The 3,028-nt window shown below is 59.8% G+C and carries 3 protein-coding genes and 1 pseudogene; 3 read left to right on the top strand and 1 reads right to left on the bottom strand.

The annotated features are described in order from the left end of the window. On the bottom strand, positions 1-124 hold a 124-nt coding region (locus tag ACIP1X_RS28425; protein ID WP_400755920.1), incomplete at its 3' end, for a hypothetical protein. Here ACIP1X_RS28425 and hflX point away from each other — a divergent pair. From hflX to hflC, 3 genes and pseudogenes are all read left to right on the top strand, one after another. Further along, positions 90-1,028: pseudogene (gene hflX / locus ACIP1X_RS28420) on the top strand (ribosome rescue GTPase HflX); the annotation flags it as partial. The gene ACIP1X_RS28425 and the pseudogene hflX sit on opposite strands and share 35 nt — an antisense overlap. 96 nt (positions 1,029-1,124) lie before the next feature. Then, positions 1,125-2,297, top strand: coding sequence for an FtsH protease activity modulator HflK (gene hflK, locus ACIP1X_RS28415; protein WP_053116773.1), 1,173 nt, complete (start codon positions 1,125-1,127; stop codon positions 2,295-2,297). After that, positions 2,297-3,028, top strand: a 732-nt coding sequence (hflC, locus tag ACIP1X_RS28410) for a protease modulator HflC (protein WP_400755919.1), incomplete at its 3' end; no start/stop codon positions are given. The genes hflK and hflC, both read left to right, overlap by 1 nt.

The following is a 3,028-nucleotide window of genomic DNA, read 5'->3' as shown; positions in this document are numbered from 1 at the left end:
CGTCGAGGCCATGGGCGAGGGCACGGGCTACCCAGCCACTGCCGATGACACCGCTGCCCAGCGCGGCGAAGGTTTTGATTTCGGTGATAAAGCTCCAGGTCGAACTGGCCCAGCTTGACCACATGAGCACCCGCCTGGTTCGTGGCTGGACTCACCTTGAGCGTCAAGGTGGCGGTATCGGCATGCGTGGCCCGGGTGAGACCCAACTCGAAACCGACCGCCGTTTGCTGCGGGTTCGCCTGCGCCAGATCAAGGGCCGGCTCGAGAAGGTGCGCAGCCAGCGCGAGCAATCGCGTCGCGGTCGTTCCCGTGCGGATATCCCCACCGTTTCTCTGGTGGGATATACCAACGCCGGCAAATCCACACTCTTCAACAACGTGACGAAATCCGACGTCTACGCGGCCGACCAATTGTTCGCCACGCTGGATCCGACCCTGCGCCGTCTCGACATTGACGACCTGGGGCCGATTGTTCTGGCGGACACGGTGGGCTTCATTCGTCACTTGCCGCACAAGCTGGTTGAAGCATTTCGGTCTACCCTCGAAGAGTCGAGCAACTCCGATCTGCTGTTGCACGTGATCGATGCAGCAGAACCGGATCGCATGTTGCAGATCGAGCAGGTGATGGTGGTGCTGGGCGAGATTGGTGCCCAGGACTTGCCGATCCTCGAGGTCTATAACAAACTCGATTTGCTTGAAGGCGTTGAGCCACAAATCCAGCGCGACGAAAACGGCAAGCCCCAGCGGGTCTGGCTTTCGGCGCGTGATGGCAGTGGTCTGGAATTGCTTGAACAAGCCATCGCCGAATTGCTCGGCAGTGATTTGTTTGTCGGTACCCTGCGCTTGCCGCAACGATTCGCCCGACTGCGTGCGCAGTTTTTCGAGCTCGGTGCGGTACAGAAAGAAGAACACGACGAAGAAGGCATCAGTTTGCTGGCCGTTCGTTTGCCCCGGGTCGAGCTGAATCGACTGGTAAGCCGCGAAGGATTGCAGCCGATGGAATTCATCGAGCAACACACTTTGCAATAAAAGCCTGAAGAAGCGGTTGTGCCGTGACGGCAGGCATTCTGTAGCATTGGTCGGCGCGCCGTGGGTGCGTCTTTGCTTTATCAGATGGAGAGCGCTATGGCTTGGAATGAGCCGGGTGGCAACTCGAATAATCAGGATCCTTGGGGTGGCAAACGCCGCAATAACGGCGACCGCAAGGGGCCACCAGATCTCGACGAGGCCTTCCGAAAGCTGCAGGAAAGCCTGAACGGGTTGTTCGGTGGTGGTAAAAAACGCGGTGATGACGGCGGGGGTTCCGGCAAAAGCCGTGGCGGCTTCGGCGGTCTGATCGGCATCGTCCTCGTCGTGCTGGCGGCTATCTGGCTGTACAGCGCGGTCTATGTGGTCGACGAGCAGGAGCAGGCCGTGGTGCTGCGCTTCGGCAAGTACTACGAGACTGTTGGCCCGGGCCTGAACATCTACCTGCCGCCGATCGACAAGAAGTACATGGAAAACGTAACGCGTGAGCGTGCGTACACCAAGCAGGGCCAGATGCTCACCGAAGACGAGAACATCGTCGAAGTGCCGCTGACCGTGCAGTACAAGATCAGCAACCTGCAGGACTTCGTGCTGAACGTCGATCAGCCGGAAATCAGCCTGCAACATGCGACCGACAGCGCCCTGCGCCACGTGGTGGGTTCGACCGCCATGGATCAGGTGCTGACCGAAGGTCGTGAATTGATGGCCAGCGAAATCAAGGAGCGTCTGCAACGCTTCCTCGATACTTACCGCACCGGTATCACCGTGACCCAGGTCAACGTACAGAACGCGGCAGCCCCGCGTGAAGTGCAGGAAGCCTTCGATGACGTGATCCGCGCCCGTGAAGACGAGCAGCGTTCGCGCAACCAGGCTGAAACCTACGCCAACGGCGTCGTGCCGGAAGCCCGTGGTCAGGCCCAGCGCATCATCGAAGATGCCAACGGTTACCGTGACGAAACGGTCTCGCGTGCCAAGGGTGAGGCAGACCGCTTCACCAAGCTGGTCGCCGAGTATCGCAAGGCACCTGAAGTCACCCGCGAGCGTCTGTACCTGGACACCATGCAGGAAGTCTTCAGCAACACCAGCAAGGTACTCGTGACCGGTAACAAGAACGGCCAGAGCAACCTGTTGTACCTGCCGTTGGACAAAATGATTCAGAACAGCTCGGGCAGCAATGCGCCGGTCACCGGTTCGGCCGCTGCCAGCAACAACACGGATGCCGCGCCGCACGTCACTGACCTGCCGCAGACGCGCACAAGGGAGACCCGCTGATGAGCAATAAATCGCTGATCGCCCTGATCGTTGGCGTCGTTGTGCTACTGGTGGGCTGGAACTGCTTCTACATCGTCGCTCAGACCGAGCGGGCGGTGCTGCTGCAATTCGGTCGCGTGGTTCAGGCTGATGTTCAGCCGGGCCTGCATGTGAAAGTGCCTTACGTTAACCAGGTGCGTAAATTCGACGCACGTCTGATGACGCTGGATGCACCGACACAGCGCTTCCTGACCCTGGAAAAGAAAGCCGTGATGGTCGATGCCTACGCCAAGTGGCGCGTGAAAGATGCCGAGCGCTTCTACACCGCAACTTCCGGCCTCAAGCAAATCGCCGACGAGCGTCTGTCCCGCCGACTGGAATCCGGCCTGCGTGACCAGTTCGGTAAGCGCACCCTGCACGAAGTGGTGTCGGGTGAGCGTGATGCACTGATGGCTGACATCACCGCATCGCTGAACTCGATGGCGGAAAAAGAGCTGGGTATCGAAGTTATCGATGTCCGGGTCAAGACCATCGATCTGCCGAAAGAAGTAAACCGCAGCGTGTTCGAACGTATGAGCACCGAGCGTGAGCGTGAAGCTCGCGAGCACCGCGCCAAGGGTAACGAGCTGGCAGAAGGCATCCGTGCCGACGCCGATCGTCAACGCCGCGTGCTGCTGGCTGAAGCCTATCGTGAATCCGAAGAGGTTCGCGGTGACGGTGACGCCCAGGCACGCGGGGCTGCCGCGTTCTGT

This window comes from Pseudomonas sp. NPDC088885 (genome assembly GCF_044750025.1).
In the GTDB taxonomy this organism is placed as follows: Bacteria; Pseudomonadota; Gammaproteobacteria; order Pseudomonadales; family Pseudomonadaceae; genus Aquipseudomonas; species Aquipseudomonas rustica.
The sequence above is the reverse complement of the archived record's forward strand: the minus strand, read 5'-3'. Positions and strand labels throughout refer to the sequence as shown.